The organism is Pseudoduganella danionis, from assembly GCF_009720775.1.
Lineage (GTDB): Bacteria > Pseudomonadota > Gammaproteobacteria > Burkholderiales > Burkholderiaceae_D > Rugamonas > Rugamonas danionis.
Genome location: NZ_WNKW01000004.1, coordinates 418,172 through 438,284, shown reverse-complemented (window position 1 = coordinate 438,284; position 20,113 = coordinate 418,172). Strand labels below are relative to the sequence as shown.

Here is a 20,113-nt window from a genome sequence, read left to right as displayed (position 1 = left end):
GCTGTTAATAGAAAGCCACCTTGCCTGCAGCATACGACGTTTTTTAGTGACAATGTGTGAGAATGTTGTATTTTTGCACTATATTTCACCGCAGTGGGGCGAACTGATGGGCCGCCCTGTGGCGTCGCAGTGCAACAGGCAAACACTGAATTCATGTACGTAGGCGGCAACTAGTATTAGTATCGCTTATCGTTTTCATTTTTTATAAGTGCAGCTTATGGGGACTCTGGATTACCGTGCGCTGGCCGTACTCGATGCTGTCGTCAGTCAGGGCAGTTTCGAAAAAGCTGCACTGGCGCTGGGCATCAGCCAGTCGGCCGTATCGCAACGCATCAAGGCGCTTGAAGATACGGCTGGCCGCCTGCTGATCATCCGTGGCCAGCCTGCCGTACCGACGGGGCTGGGCATGCGGCTGGTATCGCACCATCGCAGTGTGCGCCTGATGGAAGCCGCACTCGACATTGATCTGGGCCACAGCACCAGCATGCCGGAAATTGCGCTGGCAGTGGATAGCGCCAGCCTGAGCACATGGTTTCCCCTCTGCTTGCAGCCGCTGCTGGCGCCGCCCCGCTGCCAGCTCAAAATCCACAGCGCAGCGCGCGAGCAGGCGCTGCAGCTAGTGCAGCAAGGTGGCGTGTTCGGCGCCATCATTCCCGCCAGCCACGGCGCGCTGCCGGCCAGCGGTGCCGACGTCACGCCACTGGGCAAGCTGCGCTACGTCTGCGTGGCCACGCCGGCGTTTGCCGCCCACTGGTTCGGTGACGGCTTTTCCATCGAAGCGGCGCGGCTGGCGCCAGCCATCGTCAGCGACGCCGAGCTGATGGCCGGCTATCTGCACCAGACGCTGGGCCTGCAGGGCAGTTATCCGCACCACAGCATGCCGCCCTCGGCTGCCAGCGCGAAATGCCTGTATGGCAGCCTGGGCTACGGCCTGATGCCGCTGCTGCAGGTATCCGCTGCACTGGCGGCGGAGCGTCTGGTGGAACTGACGCCGGGCCAGCCCGTCGATGTGGCGCTGGAATGGCATGCCTGGAATCTGGATACGCCGTTCACGCGTGCCCTCAGCGAGCAGATCATCAGCACCGCCAGGCGCTACCTGCTGCAGTAAAACCGGCTCAGATATCCACCGGATCGACTTCGAGCGACCACTTGACGCGGGTTTTCACCGTGCGCAGCAGGTGCAGCCACTCCTTGAGGAAAGCCTGCAGCAGCGGGCGCGAGGCCGCTTCCAGCAGCAACTGGGCACGGTCGACGTTGTGCACGCGCGTCATGCTCATGGGGATGGGGTCGTGCAGCGTGACGTCGGGGTGGGCCAGCAGATCGCGCGCCTGCGACAGGAATTCGACGGCCGTGGCCAGCTCCGGCGCTTCGGCGCGCAGCAGCGCCTGATACAGGAAGGGCGGCAAGGCGGCCTGCTGGCGTTCTTCCAGCAGGGCCGTGGCGAAATTATCGTAGTCATGCCGCACCACCGAGCCATACAGCGGATGCTGGGGATAACGGGTCTGGATCAGCACTTCACTGACGCTACCGTCCGCGCTCTGGCCTGCCCGCCCGGCCCGTCCGGCCACCTGCATTAGCTGGGCAAACAGGCGTTCGCTGGCGCGGTAATCCTGCGAGAACAGCGCCGTGTCGGGATTCAGGATGCCGACCAGCGTGAGGTTTTTGAAATCATGGCCCTTGGCCACCATCTGGGTGCCGATCAGGATATCCACTTCGCCTCTGTGCACGCTGTCGAACGCGGCCTGCGCGCTGCCCTTGCGCCGCGTTGAATCGGCATCGATGCGCAATATGCGCGCGTCAGGGAACAGTTGCTGCAAGCCTTCTTCCACCCGCTGGGTACCGCGTCCCAGCGGCTGCAGGTCGACATTGCCGCAATCGGGGCAGTGGCGGGGAATGCGCATCTCGAGGCTGCAATGGTGGCAGCGCAGCCGGTGCTCGGGCCGGTGCAGCACCATATAGGCCGTGCAGCGGTGACAGTTACTGATCCAGCCGCAGGCTTCGCAGCAGATCACGGGCGCATAGCCGCGCCGGTTGAGGAACAGCAGCGACTGTTCGCCGCGCTCCATGCGCAGGCGCAGCGCCGCCACCAGCGCCGACGTCAGGCCATCGTGCGGCTTGTCACGCTCCATGTCGAGCAGGCTGATACGGGGCAGCACGGCATTCTGCACGGCGCGCTCGCGCAGCGTCAGCAAGCGGTAGCGGCCCGACTGGGCATGCTGCCAGCTTTCCAGCGACGGCGTGGCGGAACCGAGCACGATGGGAATATCGAGCTGGCGCGCACGCCACACGGCCAGATCGCGCGCCGAATAGCGCAGCCCTTCCTGCTGTTTGTAGGACGGGTCATGCTCTTCGTCGATCACGATCAGCTTGAGCGCGGGCAGCGACGCGAGGATGGCCAGCCGCGTACCCAACACAATGCGGGCGCGGCCCTGATGGGCGGCCAGCCAGTGCAGCATGCGCTCGCCTTCGGACAAGCTGCTGTGCAGGGTGGCCAGCATCACGCCGGGGAAACGCGCGCGGATATTACCTTCCAACTGGGGCGTCAAATTAATTTCCGGCACCAGTATCAAAATCTGGCCGTCGGGCTCGCGCGCCAGCACTTGCGCACAGGCCTGCAGATAGACTTCCGTCTTACCGCTACCCGTGACCCCGTGCAGCAGCGTCGGCAGATAACCGTGTGCGCCGCCTATGGCATCGGCCGCCTGCTGCTGGGCCGGATTCAGCGCCGGCACATTGAGCGGCGTGCCGTCATGCGCGGTATCGAGCTTGGCGAGTTTCTTCAGAGCACGGTCAAGTGCCACCGTGGTGGGCAGACGGGTATTCTTGGGCAGGCCGGGCAGCGCCACTTCACCGAGCGGGCGCTGATAATAGTCGGCCGCAAAGCCGGCCAGCGCCAGCCATTGGGGCGACAGGGGACTGAGCTGGCTGCGCACGGCCAGCGCATCCTTGAGCTTGTCTTCAGGCACGTCGCTGTTGTCCGCCACGCCCACAATCAGGCCCGCCACTTCGCGCCGGCCAAATGGCACGAGCGCCAGTTGTCCGACCTGTGGCCGGTCTGCCGCAGCGCAGGGCCAGCGGTAATCGAACACGGCATGCAGCGGCGTATCGAGCACTATCTGCAAGATGCAATGGTTTAACAGACCAGACATAGCTCCCGTTACAGTAGCGTTGCTGCGGTTCGGGAGCCTCGCCAGACCCACACCACTTCAACTATTTGATGTATCCACAGTTTTTGTGGATAACTTTGTGGACAAAGGAATCTTAATCCCCAGAAACGTGCACAGACAAGCTTGATGCCCCGTAAACTGGCTAAAAATTCACAATTATTTTTATTTAAAATCAAGCACTTATAAAATGCTTCCTAGGAGAGAAAAAATCACCGCTGTGACGTCTCTACTGTGCATAAGTGCCGAATTTAGAAAAAATTTTTTGCCGAAATCAAGCACTTTTTGCGCAGGGTGAAGCAATACTGCACAGCAGCATAAGGCTGCGCTGCCGGCGAATTCTACACATGCCTCAACGACAAGGTTTGTGCTCTCACAACTTCTTCGAAGTCATCGTATCACTGCCTAAAAATCGTGCAATGCAACATGAACTTCAGGAAAAATCACAACATTATGGCTAAGTCACGGTTTACTAAGTACTTTTATTTTTTATCCACAGTTTTTGTGGATAACTTTGTGGACAATGAACAAATAAACCAGTTGAAGTTCCATTTCCGAGTTTACGACTTGCTAAAAGTTACTTAGAGGTAAATAAATTTATTCGTTTAAAATCATGAACTTAGCGAAAGCATCCCAGTAGAAAGTTATACAGTGCTGGATATTTCCACAGCTGAAAAAAATGTGTATAAGTCGCTACGGATTTCTTCTATACACCAATGAAAAAGGGCACGTTTCCTCACGAAACGTGCCCTCTGTTAGCAAACTACCTTAGGCGCGCTGGGCTTTGCTGTAGCTGTGGACAGTTTCCACCATGGCCGCCACATTTTCCGGCGCGGTGAACTGGGAAATGCCATGGCCCAGATTGAATACGTGGCCGTGGCCGGCCGACGGCTTGCCGTAGGCATCCAGCACCTTGCGCACTTCGGCCTGCACCTGCTCCGGGCTGGCCAGCAGGATGGCCGGGTCCAGATTGCCCTGCAGGGCCACCTTGTCGCCTACCTGCTGGCGTGCCTTGGTCAGATTGACGGTCCAGTCCAGACCGACGGCATCGGCGCCGATGTCGGCGATCTGCTCTATCCACAGGCCGCCGCCCTTGGTGAACACGATGGCCGGTATCTTCACGCCGTCTTTTTCGCGCTTCAGCTGCGACACCACCTGCTGCATGTACTGCAGCGAGAATTCCTGATAAGCGCCATCGGCCAGTGCACCGCCCCACGAATCGAAGATCATCACGGCCTGTGCGCCTGCGTCGATCTGGGCGTTCAGGTAGTCGGCCACCGACTTGGCGTTGATGCGCAGGATGTGGTGCATCAGTTCCGGACGGTTGTACAGCATCTTCTTGATGGTGTGGAACTCGCGCGAGCCCTGGCCTTCTACCATGTAGCAAGCCAGCGTCCATGGGCTGCCGGAGAAGCCGATCAGCGGCACGCGGCCATTGAGTTCCGTACGGATCTGGGTCACGGCCTTGAACACGTAGTCGAGCGAGCCTTCGGCCGGTTCGCGCAGGGCCATCACGTCGGCTTCGGTTTTCAGCGGACGCTGGAACTTCGGCCCTTCGCCTTCGACGAAGTACAGGCCCAGACCCATGGCGTCCGGCACCGTCAGAATGTCGGAGAACAGGATGGCAGCATCGAGCGGATAGCGGTCAATAGGCTGCAGCGTGACTTCGGTAGCGTAGTCGGAATTGGTGGCCAGACCCATGAAGGAGCCGGCTTTCTGGCGCGTGGCGCGGTATTCAGGCAGGTAGCGCCCCGCCTGACGCATCAGCCACACAGGCGTGTAATCGGTCGGCTGGCGCAACAACGCGCGCAAGAAGTTGTCATTCTGGAGCGGGGCAAATTGTGGCATGGGTAGCAATCGAAAGCGGTGAAACGGCTATTATGACATCCCGCGCGGGCTTTTTTGCTGGATGATCGTCGCGCGATTCACTATCATGCCTAGCACCGTGCAATTCCCCCTCCCGGAGACCCCATGAGCAACACTATCCTCCCCGTCGCGCCTGTCATACCATTCGGCGCATGGCCATCGACGATCAGCGCCGCACAGGTGGCGGCAGGGGCGACGCCGCTCTCGGGCCTGATGCTGGGCGGGGCCGATGGTTGCGATATTTTCTGGCTGGCGGGACGCGCAGCGCAGGCCGGGCGCAGCACGCTGCTGCGCTACCACGGCGTGCACGAGGAAGAAATCACCGCCATGCCCTACAACGTGCGCAGCCGCGTGCACGAATATGGCGGCGGCGCCTATGCCGTCGATAGCGACACCGTGTATTTCTCCCATTTCGCCGATAACCGCCTGTACCGACTTGATCTGACAGCAGATACGCCAGAACCACAGGTGATCACGGCCGCCGGCAGCCAGCGCTTTGCCGATCTGGCCATAGACCGTCAGCGCGCCCGCCTGATCGCCGTGCGCGAACTGCACGGCGACGACCACGGCCAGCCACACAACACTCTCTGCGCCATCCACGCCGACGGCAGCGAACAGGTGCTGGTGCAGGGCGCCGATTTCTATTCTTCGCCGCGCGTGGCGCCCGATGGCAGCGCGCTGGCCTGGCTAAGCTGGGATCACCCCGACATGCCATGGCAGGGCACCTCCCTGTGGCTGGCCGCCATCGCTGCAGACGGCACACTGGGTGAGCCGCGCCGTATTGCGGGCAGCCGCGAAGAATCGGTCTGCCAGCCTGAATGGTCGCCGGATGGCCTGCTGCACTTCGTCTCCGACCGCAGCGGCTGGTGGAATCTGTACCGCCTGTGTCGCGACGGCCAGCGCACCGAGGGCCTGTGCCCGATGGAGGCCGAATTCGCCACCCCGCACTGGACCTTCGGTAACAGCATGTATGGCTTCCGCTCGGCCAGCGAAATCATTTGCACCTATATCGTCAAAGGCGTCAGCCATCTGGCACGCCTGCTGCCCGCCAGCGGCAAGCTCGAAGCCATCGCCAACCCGTACGCGGAAATCCGCGAGCTGCGCGTGGCAGCAGGCTATATCGTCATGCTGGCCGGCAGCCCCACCATCCCGCTGGAACTGGCGCGCATCGATTTCACCGAGGAAGGGGTGGAAATTCTCGCGCAGTCCATCGCCGAACTGCCGGACGAAGCCTGCCTGTCCATCCCTACCAGCATCAGCTACCCGAGCGCTAACGGGCGCACCGCACATGCCTTCTTCTACCCGCCATGCAATCCGGCCGTGCAGGCGCCGGCAGGCAGCAAGCCGCCCGTCATCGTCATCGGCCACGGCGGCCCCACCGGCATGACGGTGAATACGCTCAAGCTGGCCACCCAGTACTGGACCAGCCGCGGCTTCGGCGTGCTCGATGTGAATTATGGCGGCAGCACGGGCTTTGGCCGCGCCTACCGCGACCTGCTCAAAGGCCAGTGGGGCATCATCGATGTGGAGGACTGCGTGGCCGGTGCCCAGGCACTGGTCGCACGCGGACTGGCGGACGAACAACGCCTGATCATCCGCGGCAGCAGCGCGGGCGGGCTGACGACGCTGTGCGCGCTGACCTTCCACGACACCTTCAAGCTGGGCGCCAGCTACTACGGCGTGTCCGATCTGGCCGGCCTCGATGCGGATTCGCACAAATTCGAATCGCACTACAACGAATACCTGATTGCGCCACAACCGGCTGCGGCCGAACTGTACAAGGCACGCTCGCCCATCCATCACACGGACAAGCTGTCCTGCCCGATGATTTTCTTCCAGGGGCTGGACGACAAAGTGGTGCCGCCCAAGCAGTCGGAAATGATGGTGCAGGCGCTCAAGGCGCGTGGCGTGCCCGTCGCCTACGTGGCGCTGGAGGGCGAAGGCCACGGCTTCCGCAAGGCCGATACCATCATCCGCACGCTGGAAGCGGAGCTGTACTTCTACCAGCACATGTTCGGCCTGCACGATGCTACAGCCAGTGCGCCCGTACTGATCGATAACCTGCCGGACTAAGCCTGCATGAGTGATTCCATGCTGCTGGACGAATTCGCTGCGCTGGCGCCGCACGAGCAGATGATACTGGCGCAACTGGCGCTGATAGGCGAACCGGTAGGCCGCACCGCCTTGCTCGACCAGCTAGACTCGGCGCGGGTGCTCGATGCAGCGTGCCGTCCGCTCACCGTGGCCAGTCTGGATCAGGCTATGCAGAAGCTGGAACGGCTGGCCTTCATCAGCGTGGTGGTCGGGCGCGGCTTTGTCTGCAACCCGAAGCTGCGCTGGCCCGCGCTGCGCGCCGCGATAGACCAGCACATGCTGGACGACCTGTGCCGCGCCTACGAAACACTGGCGCCGCTGCGCCAGACCTGGAACAGCATGGAGCCGCGCAGCTACCGCGCCGGCATTGCGCGCCTGCGCATGGGCTATCTGCGCGGCCACACGCCGCAGCAGATCCAGCCCGTGCTGACCTTTTGTCTGGGCAGCTACGAAGCTGCGCAGCTACACCCCATACTGGAAATCTTCGGCCGACCATTCGAGCCAGAGATGCTGGCACAAGTGCACCCGCTGCTGCGCGACGATGTGCTGGAAGTGCTGCTGCAAGCAGCCCAGTATGCGCCAGCTACCGCGCCCACTATCCGCCTGTACTGCCAGCAGCACCAGCAAAATCGGCAGGCCGCTGGCGACGACATCAGCATGGAGCTGCGCATGGCGCTGGCCGAAGATGCCATCCTGTGCGGCCATTGCGACGAGGCCGAGCGCTATCTGGCCGGTACGGAAGGCTGGCAAAGCCAGTATCTGGCGGCCAGCGTACGCCTGCTGCGCGGCGATACCGGCGCGGCGCTGGCTGGCTATGAAGCGGCACTCAAAATCCTGCGGCGCGAAACGGGCAAACGCACGCGTTTGTTCAGCGGCATGGGCAGCTATCTCTACATGCTGGCCCTGCTGCGCAGCGACGACGCCAAGCACCGCAAGGCCGCCAGCGCCTATCTGGAACTGGCCGTACGCGCAGGGCACAACCACGACAGCGCGATTCACCAGCAGATCGATCTGTTGCGCCAGATCCGCGCCGGTACGCTGCCGGCCGAAGCGGCCGCCACACTGGCATGGGGCAACCAGCTACAGACGCAGGTGTTCCAGTGCCTGCTGTACTTCTGGCTCTCGCTGCCGCAACTGGCCGAGCGCCGCGCCGAAATGGAAGATGCACTGGCCGCAGCGGAAGCGGCAGGCTATCTGCTGCTGGCCGGTCAGCTAGCCAGCCTGCTCGGTGCACTGGGCGACCGCACGCGTCAACAGCAGGCGCAGGCGCTGCGTGCGCAACTGGGGTTGTGCGATCTCTCCGTCTGGTTCGAGCGGCAGGAGGCGTGGCAACGCCAACTTACTGCGCTGATCAATCTGCAGCAACCGGCCAGCGCCGACAGCAGCAGTGGCGCAGCACGACTCGCATGGCTGCTGCGCTATGACAACCGCTACGGTCTGCATGAAATCAGCGCGGTAGAACAGAAGCGCGACGCGCGCGGCGCATGGAGTAAAGGCCGCGCCGTCAGCCTGAAACGGCTGCGCTTCGAATCCGAACAGTTCGAGTACCTGACGCCGCAGGACATACGCGCAGCGGAAGCCATCTCGGTCGCCCACCGCAACTACCACGCGAGCGGCCTCAGTTACGAAGTCGATCCGCAGCGCGCCGCGCCGCTGCTGGTAGGCCACCCGCTGCTGTTCTGGGCCGACGCGCCGGACACGCGGGTAGAACTGCTGGCCGGTGCACCGGAACTGCTGATCACCAAACAGGCCGGCAGCCTGGAACTGCGGCTGCAGCCGCCGATACCCGACGATAGCGCGCTGGTCATCATCAGCCGCGAGACGCCTAACCGCCTGCGCGTCATCAGCATCCTCGACGAACACCGCCGCATCGCTGCCATCGTCGGCACCGGGCTGGTGGTGCCGGCACGCGCCGAAGCGCAAGTACTGGAAGCCATCAGCGCCATGTCCAGCATGGTCACGGTACAGTCGGAAATCGGCGGCGCCGCACCCGACATGCAGCAAGTGCCAGCCGATACGCGGCTGCACCTGCACCTGCTGCCTTATCAGCACGGCCTCAAGCTGCAGATACTGGTGCGGCCACTGGCCAATGGCGCCTACTACGCGCCCGGCGCCGGTGCCGCCAATGTGATCGCGGAAATCGATGGCAAACCGGCCCGCGCCACGCGCGCACTGGCCGATGAAAAGGAAGCCGAACGCCAGCTGATCGAACGCTGCCCTGTGCTGGGAGAAGCCGAGCAGGATCACGATGAATGGCTGCTCGGTCAGCCGGCCCTGTGTCTGCAACTGCTGGCCGAGCTGCAGGAACTGCCGGCCGACACACTGGTGCTGGCATGGCCGGACGGCCAGCCATTCGCGCTGACGGCGCAGGCCAGTACGCGCCAGCTACGCCTCGCCATCAAGAGCAACAAGGACTGGTTTGCCGCCAGCGGTGAACTGAAGGTGGCGGAAGATCAGGTGATCGATCTGAAAACCCTGCTGGAACTGATGCGCAATAGCCAGAGCCGCTTTGTCGAACTGTCGGCAGGCCGCTATCTGGCGCTGACCGATGCGCTGCACCGCCGCCTGCAGCAAGTGGCGGCCTATGGCGAACTGCATGGCGATGGCGTACGCCTGCACCCGCTGGCCGCCTTCTCGCTGGAAGAACTGGCCAGCGAAGTGGGCACGCTGAAGTCGGACAAGCGCTGGAAGCAGCATCTGGAACAGATGGCGGCGCAGGCCGCGTTCCAGCCGCAACTGCCGTCTACCCTGCAGGCGGAATTGCGCGACTACCAGCTGGAAGGCTACAACTGGCTGGCGCGGCTGGCCCACTGGGGCGTGGGCGCCTGTCTGGCCGACGATATGGGCTTGGGCAAAACGCTGCAGGCACTGGCGCTGATCCTGTCGCGCGCACCGCAGGGGCCGACATTAGTCGTCGCGCCAACCAGCGTCTGCCTGAACTGGATCAGCGAAGCGGCACGCTTTGCACCCACGCTCAAGGTCCACCAGTTCGGCATTGGGGACCGTGCCGCCATGCTGGGCGACTTGCAGCCCTACGACGTGGTAGTGACCAGCTACGGCCTGCTGCAGCTGGAAGCGGCCCGCTTCACTGGCGTGCAGTGGCATACCATCGTGCTCGATGAAGCGCAGGCCATCAAGAACGGCGCTACCAAGCGCTCGCAGGCCGTGATGGCACTAAAGGGCGATTTCCGCATGGTGGCCACCGGCACGCCGCTGGAAAACCATCTGGGCGAATTGTGGAACCTGTTCCGCTTCATCAATCCCGGCTTGCTTGGTAATCTGGACCAGTTCAATCTGCGCTTTGCCGGCCCGATCGAGCGCCAGCAGGATCACCGCGCCGAAGTGGGCGCACGCAAACGTCTGCGCCGCCTGATCCAGCCATTCATGCTGCGCCGGACCAAGGCGCAGGTGCTCAGCGAACTGCCGGCCCGCACGGAGATCACGCTGGAAGTCGATCTGTCGCCGGAAGAAGCCACGCTATACGAATCGCTACGCCGCGCTGCGCTGGAAAAGCTGGAACAGGTAGAAGGACCGGCCGAGAAGAAGTCCATGCAGATACTGGCCGAAATCATGAAGCTGCGGCGCGCCTGCTGCAACCCACAACTGGTGGCGCCGGAACTGGGGCTGGCCAGCAGCAAGCTGGCCGCGTTCTCGCGCCTGTTGCTGGGCTTACTGGAAAACCGCCACAAGGTGCTGGTGTTCAGCCAGTTTGTCGACCATCTGGCGCTGATCCGCGCCCATCTGGATCAGCAGAACATCGCCTACCAGTATCTGGATGGTGCCACACCCATGGCCGAGCGCAAGAAACGCGTCGATTTATTCCAGTCGGGTCAGGGCGAAGTCTTCCTGATCAGCTTAAAAGCGGGCGGCGTAGGCATTAACCTGACGGCGGCTGACTACGTGATCCACATGGACCCCTGGTGGAATCCGGCCGTGGAAGATCAGGCCTCGGACCGTGCCCACCGCATGGGCCAGCAGCGCCCTGTCACCATTTACCGGCTGGTGGCGCGCCATACCATCGAGGAAGGCATCGTTGAGCTGCACCAGCATAAGCGCGATCTGGCCGATAGCTTGCTGGAAGGCGCCGATGTGTCAGGCCGTATGTCCGCCAGCGAGATGCTGGCCATGCTGCAGGAAGGCTTGCGCCGCTAATCTCTCCCTAGCAATCAAGTAGCGCTGCCGTTACAAACGGAAGCGCGCAAACAGGCGATTTAATGATAATCTCCTCCGCTTCGGTCCGGTACCCACCCGGGCCTATTTAGACAAGGCTGTTCACGATGATTAAAACCAAGATTGCGCTAGCTGTATTGATGACGACGCTCGCCGTCGCACCGGCCAGCGCCAGCAAGCACCACAAGGATACGGAAGAAACCAGCAGCAGTGGCAAGCACCACAAGAGCTCAGGTAAAAGCAGCCATAGCAGCAAAGGCAGCGAAAAAAGCAGCACCAAAAGTAGCAGCAAGGGCAGCAGCAAAAGTAGCAAATCCAAAAGCGGCAAGAGCAGCAAGGACAGCGGCAGCAAAACTAGCAAGAGCAGCAAACACGGCAAGGATAAGCATGCCAGCACCGGCAAGGCGCTGGTAGCAGGTGCCGCTGTTGCCACGCCGGCATCGCTGAAACTGGTGGCACCGGAAAGCTACCGTGACCGCAACTTCAACAGCCTGAGTAACCAGTTCCTCAACGCGCTCTGGCGTCTGGATTCGGAAAGCGCCGTGTATGCGGGCAAGTACGATACGGCCGCGACGCTGGCCATCCCCGACAAGGCCGGGCAGGCGCGCGCGCTGGCCTTCATCGATGAATGGAAGATGAAGTTCGCCGCCGTCGAGGCCAACAAGCTGGCGCTCAAGCAGCGCACGGATCTGGCCCTGCTGATGAACAAGCTCGAGAGCGACCGCTTCCGCCTGACCACCCTCAAGGAATGGGAATGGAATCCGGCCAGCTACAACGTGGCCGGCCCTATCGACCTGATCCTCAACACGGAATACGCGGCCCAACCGCAGCGCCTGCGCACCCTGCTCAAGCGTATCGCCAGCATTCCGGCCTATTACGAAGCGGCGCGCGCCAACATCGTCAACCCGACGCGCGAACATACGCGTCTGGCCATCGCACAGGCGCCCGGCATCCAGACCTTGCTGACGGAAGTGGACAAGGCGGCGCAGGCCTCCATCCTCACACCGGTGGAAAAGCAGCTCTACACCCAGCGCATCAATGCGGCGCTGACGGCCATCGATGGCTATGTGGCCTTCCTGACCGAGCTGGATAAACAGTCTGATAGCACGGGCCGCCGCAGCTTCCGTCTGGGTAAGGAACTGTACGAACAGAAGTTCGCCTTCGATATCCAGTCGGCCAGCACGGCCGAGGAAACTTACCAGAAGGCGCTGGCAGCACGGGAAGAGCTGCTGTCGAATATGAGCCGGATTACGGATGAGCTGTGGGAACGCTATCTGGGCGCGACGCCGCGTCCGGCCGACCGCTATGGCCGCATCGGCATGATGATAGACAAGCTGTCCGAGCGCCATGTCGCGCGCGACGACTTCGTGAAGGAAATCCGCCGTCAGGTGCCGCTGCTGCAGGACTGGGTGATCAGCCATGATCTGCTCACACTCGATCCGAGCAAGCCGCTGGAAGTGCGCGCCACGCCCGCCTATGCGGCCGGTGTGGCCGGTGCCAGCATCGATGCGCCTGGCCCTTACCGTCCGCAGGACAAGACTTATTACAACGTCACTCCGCTCGATGGCGCCACGGCAGAACAGGCCGAAAGCAGCCTGCGCGAGTACAACTACTGGATATTGCAGATCCTGAATATCCACGAAGCCATCCCCGGCCATTACGCCCAACTGGTCTATGCCAACCGTTCGCCATCCATCGTCAAATCCATCTTCGGCAATGGCGCCATGGTGGAGGGCTGGGCCGTGTACGGCGAGCGCATGATGCTGGAATCGGGCTATGGCGAGAATTCGCCGGAAATGTGGCTGATGTATTCGAAGTGGAACCTGCGCAGCGTGACCAACACCATCCTCGATTACAGCGTGCACGTGCTGGGCATGACGGAGCAGCAGGCGCTGGACCTGCTGACCCGTCAGGCATTCCAGACGCGTAGCGAAGCGGTGGAAAAATGGCATCGCGTGCAGGTCTCGTCGGTGCAGCTAACCAGCTACTTCAGCGGCTACAGCGAAATCATGGAACTGCGCGAGCAGCGCAAGCAGGCGCTCGGCAGCAAGTTCAACCTGAAAGACTTCCACGAGCAGTTCCTCAGCTACGGCAGCGCGCCCGTACGCGTCATCAAAGGGCTGATGAACCAGTAAGCCTGCGGCTGGGTGCGGCACGCTTGCGTGCCCGCAAACAGCACCGCCCCTGATTCGATACGATGGGGAACTGGCAGCGGGAATCGCCAGTTCTGCTAGCATGCGATCAGGGAGCGGTAATGAATATGCCCATCCATTTCAATACGCTGGAATATGCACGCAAGCTGGGTGACGCCGGCGTGCCGTCCGATCAGGCCGAAGCGCAAGCTCAGGCGCTGGCCGAAGTCCTGCACGACACCACCGTCACGCCCGCCGACCTGCTGTTGCTCAAAACCGATCTGCTGGCGCGCATCGACATCCTACGCAATGAAATGCAGGCCCAGCTTGGTGCGCTACGCACCGAAATGCAGACGCAGATTGCAGCCTTACGTGCTGAAATGCAAGCGGAGATCGCCACCTTGCGCGCTGAAATGCGTGCAGAAATCGCAGCTTTGCGCGCTGAAATGCGGGCGGAGATCGCGACTTTGCGTAGCGAAATGCTGGCGATGCTAGGCGCCTTGCATAAAGACCTGCAAGGTCAGATAAATGGTCTGCATGGCGAAGTGGATGGCCTGCGTAATGAAGTGGCAAGCCTGCATGGCCAATTGGATAGTCTGCGTAGCGAAGTGGCCGACCTGCGTAACCAAGTGGCGAGCCTGCGTAAAGAAGTGGCCGACCTGCGTAACGAAGTGAATGAGATATGCAGAGAAATGGAGGCCCTGCGCAAGGAAATGCATGAGCAACTGCATGCGTTGCGGCAGGAAATCAATGGCAAACTGGAAGTGCTTAGCGCTCGAATCGAACGCCTCGGGCAGCGTTCCAAGGTACTTTTCTGGCTGGTCGGCAGCTCGCTGCTGATCAACGCCGTCACCTTGTTCGGCGTCGCGGCGCTGCTAGCGAGAACTTAGGCTTTCTCTTCCGGCGCCGTGGACATGCGCACGAATAAGGGCGCAACCAGTATGCCCAGCTCGAACAGCAGACACATGGGAATGGCCAGCGAGAACATACTCACCGCATCCGGTGGCGTTACCACAGCGGCAACAGCGAAAGCACCGACGATGGCATAGGGACGAATCTCTTTCAGCTTAGCCACGCTGACCAGCCCCATACGCACCAGTATCACCACCACCACCGGCACTTCGAAAGTCGCGCCAAACGCCAGACACATGGACATGACGAAATCGAGATAGTTTTCGATATCGGGCGTAACGGCAATCGACTGTGGCGAGAACTCGGCAATAAATTTGAATACGCGGCCAAACACGAAGAAGTAGCAGAACGCCACCCCCGCCATGAACAGCGCCGAGGACGAAATCACCAGTGGCGCCACCAGCCGCTTTTCATGCGCATACAGACCCGGCGCGACAAACGCCCAGATCTGGTACAGCACCCACGGCAGGGCCATTACCAAGGCCAGCACCAGCGTCACCTTCATCGGCACCAGAAACGGCGAAGTCACCCCCGTGGCGATCATCTTCGAGCCGACCGGCAACGAAGCGATCATGGGCGCGGCCAGAATGTCGTAAATGCGGGCCGGACCTGGCCAGATCAGCAGACCGACGCACATCACCACCACACCGATGGTGGCGCGCACCAGACGGTCGCGCAATTCGATCAGGTGAGAGATAAAGGTCTCTTCGCCCGGCTTGGAAGTAGTCATTTAGTAAAACGAGGTAGGGGTGTGATTGCGGGGACGGAAGCGTGCCACCCGCGCCGCGCCGGACACCACATGCTGGCGCCCGCCGTGCATCTGCTTGTACCAGCCCGGCACTGCGGCATTGCGCACCAGCTTCTTGCGGCGGAACTCGCGCGCCTTGCGCTTCAGGTCCTCGTCGGTGGCGCTGATGATGCGCGTCTCGGCGACCGAGTCCGGCCACATATTCTGTACTTCGGCCACGCTTTCAGCCAGCGAGGCTTCCACGTCCTGCTTGATATTCTGTGCTGCCGTCTGCACTTCTTTCTGCATATTGCGCAGCTCTTCCATCTCGATTTCGCGCGAGACTTCCGATTTGACTTCGCTCAGATAGCGCTGGGCACGGCCATACAGCGTACCCGCCATACGCGCCACCTTGGGCAGCTTTTCCGGTCCGATGACGACCAGCGCCACCACACCGATTACCGCGAGTTTGGTCAGACCAAGATCGATCATAAATATCCGGCATCAGAGCCGGCCTTGAGCCAGCTTCCGCCCATGCGGAAGCCAGCCCGCAGGCCAGTGCTTACTGCTTGCTCTTTTCCTTGGCTTCGACGTCGATGGTGCTCTTGTCGGCCACCTGTGCCGGCGGCGTAGAAGCGGCTGGGGCAGCCGGAGCGGCCGCCTTGTCTTCTTCGCCCTTGATACCGTCTTTGAAGCCTTTCACGGCTTTACCCAGATCGGAACCCACATTACCGAGCTTCTTGGTGCCGAAGATCAGAATTACGACCACCAGCAGAATTGCCCAGTGCAACCAGCTACCTGTACCCATTTCTATTCCCCTTGCAGGACGCGCGCGCCCTAAAATTCCGTTGATTCAAAAAACGCCTGCGACAGTATAAGCGAAGCGCCAATGTCATGCATTTGTAATGTTTTCATACAAGCAACTATGAACAAAGACACGCTTCCGGCCCGCTCTGCGCCTAGCGCTGGCCGCGCCACGGGTGCGGCCCGCCGATGATGTGCATGTGCAGATGGTACACCTCCTGCCCGCCATCAGGACCGCTGTTAATCAGCGTCTTGTAGCCGGCGCTAGGCGTGCCGTCTGCTGCGTGCTGCACGCCACAACCGAACTCTGCCGCCAGTTTCGGCGCCAGTGCCAGCATGCGGCCCAGCAATGGCGCATCCTCCGCCGTACAGGCCGAGAGGGTAGCGTAATGCTTCTTCGGAATCACCAGCAGATGCACCGGGGCAGCCGGGTTGATGTCTTTGAAGGCCAGCAACTCATCATCTTCATAGACTATGGTAGCAGGAATCTTTTTTTCAGCGATTTTGCAAAACAGGCAGTTATCCACAACAGCTCCGGTTAGACAGGTTTATTCCTTGCGTGCCGCTTTTTCAGCCAGACCGGACACGCCTTCGCGCCGCGCCAGTTCATCCAGCACCTGCTGCGGCTTGAGGTCGAACTGGGCCAGCAGTACCAGCGTGTGGAACCACAGATCAGCCACCTCGTACAGCACTTTACCGCTATCGGCGCCGGCGCGCACATCTTTGGCGGCCATCACCGTTTCAGTGGCTTCTTCGCCGATTTTTTTGAGGATGGCGTCATCGCCCTTGGCCAGCAGTTTGGCCGTGTAGGAAGTGGCAGGGTCGCCGCCCTGCGCCGGCTTGCGCGATTCGATGATCTCGGCCAGACGGTCTAGTATGGTGCTCATGGGGTGGTCTTTTTCGGTTTGGCGGCCTGCTCGGCCGCATAGATTTGTGCCGGATCTTTCAGCACCGGCTCGGCCGTCTGCCAGTCGCCTTCCAGCGCATCGCCTTCGAACTTCTGGTAGAAGCAGGAATGCCGGCCCGTGTGGCAGGCGATGCCGCCAGCCTGCTCGATCTTCAGCAGCACCACGTCTTCATCGCAGTCGAGACGGATTTCCAGCACTTTCTGCACATGGCCGGACTCTTCGCCCTTGTGCCACAGCTTCTTGCGCGAACGGCTCCAGTACACGGCTTCGCCCAGTTCCACCGTGCGTGCCAGTGCTTCGCGGTTCATCCAGGCGAACATCAGCACATCGTTGCTGCCCGCTTCCTGGGCGATCACGGGCACCAGACCATGCTCGTCCCAGTGGATTTTTTTCAGCCATTTAGCCTTGGCGAGGCTGCTAGCAGTAGGCGTAGACATCGTGTTTCCTTTAATTCCCTATGCCAGACGCATAGGGATACCCTGCTGCGCCATGAACTGTTTGGCTTCCTGCACCGTGTGCTGGCCATAGTGGAAGATACTGGCAGCCAGCACGGCGTCAGCCTTGCCCAGCTTGATGCCGTCGGCCAGATCCTGCAGGCCGCCCACACCGCCCGAAGCGATCACGGGAATGCTGATGGCATCCGACACACCGCGCGTGAGGCCCAGATCAAAGCCAGACTTGGTGCCGTCGCGGTCCATACTGGTCAGCAGGATTTCACCGGCGCCCAGCTGTTCCATTTTCTTGGCCCACTCGATCGCATCGAGGCCGGTAGCCTTGCGGCCGCCGTGGGTAAACACTTCCCACTTGCCCGGTGCCACCTGCTTGGCATCGATCGCCACCACGATGCACTGCGAGCCGTGCTTGTGCGCGGCGTCATACACCAGTTGCGGGTTGGCCACCGCGGACGAATTCATGCTGACCTTGTCCGCGCCCGCATTCAGCAGGCGGCGCACATCGGCCACTTCGCGCACCCCGCCACCGACGGTGAGCGGAATGAACACTTGCGAGGCCACCGCTTCGATGATGTGCAGGATCAGGCCACGGTTGTCGCTGGTGGCGGTAATGTCGAGGAAGGTCAGTTCGTCAGCGCCCTGTTCGTCGTAACGGCGGGCGATTTCCACCGGATCGCCGGCATCGCGCAGCTCGGTGAAATTGACGCCTTTGACGACGCGGCCATCGGTCACGTCGAGGCAGGGAATGATGCGTTTAGCGAGCATAGGTTTATTCGGCTTCGTCGTCGACCAGGTCGCCGCTCAGTTCATCGGCACGCACCTGGGCCGTGGCCAGATCGATGGTGCCTTCGTAAATCGAACGGCCGCAGATCACGCCTTCGATACCTTCGTCCTGCACCGCGCACAGCGCTTCCACGTCGGCGATGTTATGCAGACCACCGGAGGCGATCACCGGAATCTTCACGGCCTGAGCCAGTTTGACGGTAGCTTCGATGTTCACGCCGCCCATCATGCCGTCGCGGCCGATATCGGTGTAGATGATGGATTCCACGCCGTAGGCTTCGAACTTCTTGGCCAGATCGATCACTTCGTGACCGGACATTTTGCTCCAGCCATCGGTGGCCACTTTGCCGTCCTTGGCATCGAGGCCAACGATGATGTGGCCGGGGAAGGCGCCGCAGGCGTCATGCAGGAAGCCCGGTTCTTTCACGGCCGCCGTACCGATGATGACGTAGCTGATGCCGGCATCGAGGTAGCGTTCGATGGTGTCCAGATCACGGATGCCGCCGCCCAGCTGCACAGGGATTTCGTCGAGATCGTTCTCTTCGGCGTATTCCTGCACCACTTTGAGGATGGACTTGATGGCCGCTTCGTTCTTCGGCTTGCCGGCAAAGGCGCCGTTCAGATCGACCAGATGCAAACGGCGTGCGCCCTGTTTGAGCCAGTGCAGCGCCATGGCAGCAGGTTCTTCGGAGAATACGGTAGCAAGTTCCATATCGCCCTGTTTCAGGCGTACGCAGTGACCGTCTTTCAGGTCGATGGCAGGAATGAGCAGCATGATGATTTGATCAGTAAAGTGAACTGTAAATTGGTGAACGTTAAAGTTTGCACTGGGCTGGAATCAGGGACTCCAGTGGACGAAATTCTTGTACAACTGCAGACCCGCGGCTGCACTCTTCTCGGGATGGAACTGGGTCGCAAAAATATTATCACGTGCGACGGCGCAACTGAACGGCGCACCGTACACGGTCACGCCCACGGTGTGTTCGGCCACACTGGGACGGGCAAAATAGCTATGCACGAAATAGAAATAGCTATTGTCGGGAATGTCCTGCCACATCGGGTGGGCAGCGCTCTGCTGCACCTGATTCCAGCCCATCTGCGGCACTTTGAAGCGCGAACCGTCTTCCTGCAGCATGCCATCGAGCTGGAAGCGCACCACCTCGCCGGGCAGCAGGCCCAGACCGGCAGCATGGCCTTCTTCGCTACGCTCGAACAGCATCTGCTCGCCGATGCACACTCCCATCAGCGGCTTGCTGCGCGAGGCTGCCAGCAAGGCATCCTGCACACCGGATTCGCGCAGGCTGCGCATGCAGTCCGGCATGGCGCCCTGTCCGGGCAGAACGATACGGTCGGCACTTTCAATGTCGGCCACCTCGCCCGAAATCACCACATCGGCCTCCGGCGCTACGGCGCGCAAAGCCTGGGCGACCGAGCGCAGATTGCCCATGCCGTAATCCACTACTACGATTTTATTCATGTTGATTGAGCTATTACAGGCTGCCCTTGGTCGATGGGATGGTGCCGGCAGCACGCGGATCGAGTTCCGATGCCATGCGCAGCGCGCGGCCGAAGGCCTTGAACACGGTTTCGCACTGGTGGTGCGCATTGGTACCACGCAGATTATCGATGTGCAGGGTCACGCCGGCGTGATTGACAAAGCCGCGGAAGAATTCCAGCGTCAGATCGACATCGTAAGTGCCTATCATCGCGCGGGTGAATGGAATATGGTATTCGATGCCGGGACGGCCCGAATAATCGAGCACCACGCGCGACAGCGCTTCATCCAGCGGCACATACGAGTGGCCGTAGCGGACAATGCCCTTGCGGTCGCCGATGGCCTTGGCTACTGCCATGCCCAGCGTGATGCCGACGTCTTCCACCGTATGGTGGTTATCGATATGGATATCGCCGGTGGCTTCCACTTCCAGATCGATCAGGCCGTGGCGGGCGATCTGGTCCAGCATATGATCGAGGAACGGTACGCCGGTATTCAGTTTCTGCTTGCCGGTACCATCAAGATTGAGCGAAACGTGGACTTGCGTCTCGTTGGTGTTGCGGATAATTTCTGCGGTGCGGTTCATGAAAGGCTCGCGATAGCGAT

At 61.2% G+C, this 20,113-nt stretch carries 17 protein-coding genes; 5 read left to right on the top strand and 12 right to left on the bottom strand.

Annotated elements, in window-relative coordinates; translation table 11 throughout:
• The first annotated feature begins 217 nt into the window (after nucleotides 1–217).
• Nucleotides 218–1,108 (top strand): ArgP/LysG family DNA-binding transcriptional regulator, encoded by an 891-nt coding sequence (locus GM655_RS16455; RefSeq protein ID WP_155435757.1) that lies wholly within the window; start codon nucleotides 218–220, stop codon nucleotides 1,106–1,108.
• A 7-nt stretch (nucleotides 1,109–1,115) separates the two neighbouring features.
• Here the strand turns inward: GM655_RS16455 and GM655_RS16450 are convergent, their stop codons facing one another.
• Together GM655_RS16450 and hemE are read right to left on the bottom strand one after the other, a co-directional pair.
• Nucleotides 1,116–3,149 (bottom strand): primosomal protein N', encoded by a 2,034-nt coding sequence (locus tag GM655_RS16450; RefSeq protein ID WP_155435756.1) that lies wholly within the window; start codon nucleotides 3,147–3,149, stop codon nucleotides 1,116–1,118.
• 783 nt (nucleotides 3,150–3,932) lie between these two features.
• A complete protein-coding gene (gene hemE, locus GM655_RS16445) occupies nucleotides 3,933–5,012 on the bottom strand; it encodes a uroporphyrinogen decarboxylase (RefSeq protein WP_155435755.1) in 1,080 nt (359 codons plus the stop codon).
• A 123-nt stretch (nucleotides 5,013–5,135) separates the two neighbouring features.
• On the opposite strand from hemE, the gene GM655_RS16440 reads away from it, so the two are divergent.
• The 4 genes from GM655_RS16440 to GM655_RS16425 all read left to right on the top strand — a co-directional run bounded on the left by GM655_RS16440 (nucleotide 5,136) and on the right by GM655_RS16425 (nucleotide 14,316).
• Complete coding sequence (locus GM655_RS16440) at nucleotides 5,136–7,103, top strand: S9 family peptidase (protein ID WP_155435754.1); 1,968 nt, start codon at nucleotides 5,136–5,138, stop codon at nucleotides 7,101–7,103.
• 6 nt (nucleotides 7,104–7,109) lie between these two features.
• A complete protein-coding gene (locus tag GM655_RS16435) occupies nucleotides 7,110–11,276 on the top strand; it encodes a DEAD/DEAH box helicase (RefSeq protein WP_155435753.1) in 4,167 nt (1,388 codons plus the stop codon).
• Between the two features lie 125 nt (nucleotides 11,277–11,401).
• Nucleotides 11,402–13,429, top strand: coding sequence for a DUF885 domain-containing protein (locus GM655_RS16430; protein ID WP_196308788.1), 2,028 nt, complete (start codon nucleotides 11,402–11,404; stop codon nucleotides 13,427–13,429).
• Between the two features lie 119 nt (nucleotides 13,430–13,548).
• A complete protein-coding gene (locus GM655_RS16425) occupies nucleotides 13,549–14,316 on the top strand; it encodes a coiled-coil domain-containing protein (protein WP_196308787.1) in 768 nt (255 codons plus the stop codon).
• Here GM655_RS16425 and tatC read toward each other — a convergent pair.
• The 10 genes from tatC to hisB all read right to left on the bottom strand — a co-directional run bounded on the left by tatC (nucleotide 14,313) and on the right by hisB (nucleotide 20,093).
• Nucleotides 14,313–15,068, bottom strand: a complete 756-nt coding sequence (tatC, locus tag GM655_RS16420; RefSeq protein WP_155435751.1) for a twin-arginine translocase subunit TatC — start codon at nucleotides 15,066–15,068, stop codon at nucleotides 14,313–14,315. The genes GM655_RS16425 and tatC overlap by 4 nt on opposite strands.
• Nucleotides 15,069–15,557, bottom strand: coding sequence for a Sec-independent protein translocase protein TatB (tatB, locus tag GM655_RS16415; protein ID WP_155435750.1), 489 nt, complete (start codon nucleotides 15,555–15,557; stop codon nucleotides 15,069–15,071). It lies immediately after the preceding gene.
• Between the two features lie 70 nt (nucleotides 15,558–15,627).
• Nucleotides 15,628–15,873 carry a Sec-independent protein translocase subunit TatA gene (gene tatA / locus GM655_RS16410; protein WP_155435749.1) on the bottom strand — a complete coding sequence of 82 codons (246 nt, stop codon included), beginning with the start codon at nucleotides 15,871–15,873 and terminating at the stop codon, nucleotides 15,628–15,630.
• Between the two features lie 151 nt (nucleotides 15,874–16,024).
• The gene (locus tag GM655_RS16405; protein WP_371866859.1) at nucleotides 16,025–16,396 is read right to left on the bottom strand and encodes a histidine triad nucleotide-binding protein; all 372 of its coding nucleotides are present in this window, start codon (nucleotides 16,394–16,396) and stop codon (nucleotides 16,025–16,027) included.
• Nucleotides 16,397–16,417: 21 nt separating this feature from the next.
• Nucleotides 16,418–16,756, bottom strand: coding sequence for a phosphoribosyl-ATP diphosphatase (locus GM655_RS16400; RefSeq protein WP_155435748.1), 339 nt, complete (start codon nucleotides 16,754–16,756; stop codon nucleotides 16,418–16,420).
• Nucleotides 16,753–17,214 carry a phosphoribosyl-AMP cyclohydrolase gene (gene hisI / locus GM655_RS16395; protein ID WP_155435747.1) on the bottom strand — a complete coding sequence of 154 codons (462 nt, stop codon included), beginning with the start codon at nucleotides 17,212–17,214 and terminating at the stop codon, nucleotides 16,753–16,755. The genes GM655_RS16400 and hisI overlap by 4 nt, the downstream gene beginning before the upstream one ends.
• 18 nt (nucleotides 17,215–17,232) lie before the next feature.
• On the bottom strand, nucleotides 17,233–17,994 hold the full coding sequence (gene hisF, locus GM655_RS16390; RefSeq protein ID WP_155435746.1) for an imidazole glycerol phosphate synthase subunit HisF: 762 nt from the start codon (nucleotides 17,992–17,994) through the stop codon (nucleotides 17,233–17,235).
• A gap of 4 nt (nucleotides 17,995–17,998) precedes the next feature.
• Nucleotides 17,999–18,787: a 1-(5-phosphoribosyl)-5-[(5-phosphoribosylamino)methylideneamino]imidazole-4-carboxamide isomerase gene (hisA, locus tag GM655_RS16385; protein ID WP_155435745.1), complete on the bottom strand. Its 789-nt coding sequence runs from the start codon at nucleotides 18,785–18,787 to the stop codon at nucleotides 17,999–18,001.
• 63 nt (nucleotides 18,788–18,850) lie between these two features.
• A complete protein-coding gene (gene hisH, locus GM655_RS16380) occupies nucleotides 18,851–19,489 on the bottom strand; it encodes an imidazole glycerol phosphate synthase subunit HisH (protein WP_155435744.1) in 639 nt (212 codons plus the stop codon).
• A 13-nt stretch (nucleotides 19,490–19,502) separates the two neighbouring features.
• Nucleotides 19,503–20,093 (bottom strand): imidazoleglycerol-phosphate dehydratase HisB, encoded by a 591-nt coding sequence (hisB, locus tag GM655_RS16375; protein ID WP_155435743.1) that lies wholly within the window; start codon nucleotides 20,091–20,093, stop codon nucleotides 19,503–19,505.
• Nucleotides 20,094–20,113: the final 20 nt, after the last annotated feature.

Bases quoted from the DNA above. Each gene is read 5' to 3' on its own strand.
- GM655_RS16455 (WP_155435757.1), top strand. From the start codon at position 218: ATGGGGACTCTGGATTACCGTGCGCTGGCCGTACTCGATGCTGTCGTC.
- GM655_RS16450 (WP_155435756.1), bottom strand. From the start codon at position 3,149: ATGTCTGGTCTGTTAAACCATTGCATCTTGCAGATAGTGCTCGATACG.
- hemE (WP_155435755.1), bottom strand. From the start codon at position 5,012: ATGCCACAATTTGCCCCGCTCCAGAATGACAACTTCTTGCGCGCGTTG.
- GM655_RS16440 (WP_155435754.1), top strand. From the start codon at position 5,136: ATGAGCAACACTATCCTCCCCGTCGCGCCTGTCATACCATTCGGCGCA.
- GM655_RS16435 (WP_155435753.1), top strand. From the start codon at position 7,110: ATGAGTGATTCCATGCTGCTGGACGAATTCGCTGCGCTGGCGCCGCAC.
- GM655_RS16430 (WP_196308788.1), top strand. From the start codon at position 11,402: ATGATTAAAACCAAGATTGCGCTAGCTGTATTGATGACGACGCTCGCC.
- GM655_RS16425 (WP_196308787.1), top strand. From the start codon at position 13,549: ATGAATATGCCCATCCATTTCAATACGCTGGAATATGCACGCAAGCTG.
- tatC (WP_155435751.1), bottom strand. From the start codon at position 15,068: ATGACTACTTCCAAGCCGGGCGAAGAGACCTTTATCTCTCACCTGATC.
- tatB (WP_155435750.1), bottom strand. From the start codon at position 15,557: ATGATCGATCTTGGTCTGACCAAACTCGCGGTAATCGGTGTGGTGGCG.
- tatA (WP_155435749.1), bottom strand. From the start codon at position 15,873: ATGGGTACAGGTAGCTGGTTGCACTGGGCAATTCTGCTGGTGGTCGTA.
- GM655_RS16400 (WP_155435748.1), bottom strand. From the start codon at position 16,756: ATGAGCACCATACTAGACCGTCTGGCCGAGATCATCGAATCGCGCAAG.
- hisI (WP_155435747.1), bottom strand. From the start codon at position 17,214: ATGTCTACGCCTACTGCTAGCAGCCTCGCCAAGGCTAAATGGCTGAAA.
- hisF (WP_155435746.1), bottom strand. From the start codon at position 17,994: ATGCTCGCTAAACGCATCATTCCCTGCCTCGACGTGACCGATGGCCGC.
- hisA (WP_155435745.1), bottom strand. From the start codon at position 18,787: ATGCTGCTCATTCCTGCCATCGACCTGAAAGACGGTCACTGCGTACGC.
- hisH (WP_155435744.1), bottom strand. From the start codon at position 19,489: ATGAATAAAATCGTAGTAGTGGATTACGGCATGGGCAATCTGCGCTCG.
- hisB (WP_155435743.1), bottom strand. From the start codon at position 20,093: ATGAACCGCACCGCAGAAATTATCCGCAACACCAACGAGACGCAAGTC.